A 582-nucleotide genomic window follows, 5' to 3' on the forward strand; every position below is an offset into this window, starting at 1 on the left:
ATTCCGCTGCACGCCTTCGATATCGCCAAGATGAACATCCGATACCGACTGCTGTACACACCAATCCACAAATTGCTTTGTCGTCTTGTGCAGGGCATCTCTCAACTGCCGCTCCGACTTGGAACGTATGTATTGTTTCGCTCGCTGATATTTCTTCCATTGCCGCGAGCCTTTCTTGCATTTGGACTGCAGCCGTTGAATTTCCGCCAGCTTCTTATTGCGAAATCGATGGATCGAACGTACTTTCCTGCCCGTGATGATCAGACTCTCTCCGTCCTCACGAAAGGCGGCAAGCGTATGAATTTCACCGGGGTCTACCCCGACGGCATGTTGTTTCCGATAGTTCTTGTTCTCCCTCCCATCTTCGTAGGAGATGGCGAGGTATAGGCCGTGATCATAGCCGAGTTCGATTTCTTTGATCTGACCTGCGGGAAGAGACGCCACATGGACCACAATCGGCTTCTCTCTCTTCCCTTGATGAATCCCCATCGACAGTTCAATCTTGCCGTTATCGAACACCTTGAACCCGTCTTTGACCCATTTCGTATTGTAGTGCTTTTTGATCTTATAGGGATATTTCGC

General features: G+C 49.7%; 1 protein-coding gene. It reads right to left on the reverse strand.

The features are described 5' to 3' along the window. A partial coding sequence (locus FS806_RS25310; RefSeq protein ID WP_144942120.1) for a transposase occupies positions 1-582 on the reverse strand: 582 nt, incomplete at both ends.

This window comes from Paenibacillus sp. 32O-W (assembly GCF_007679495.1).
GTDB lineage: Bacteria > Bacillota > Bacilli > Paenibacillales > NBRC-103111 > Paenibacillus_L > Paenibacillus_L residui.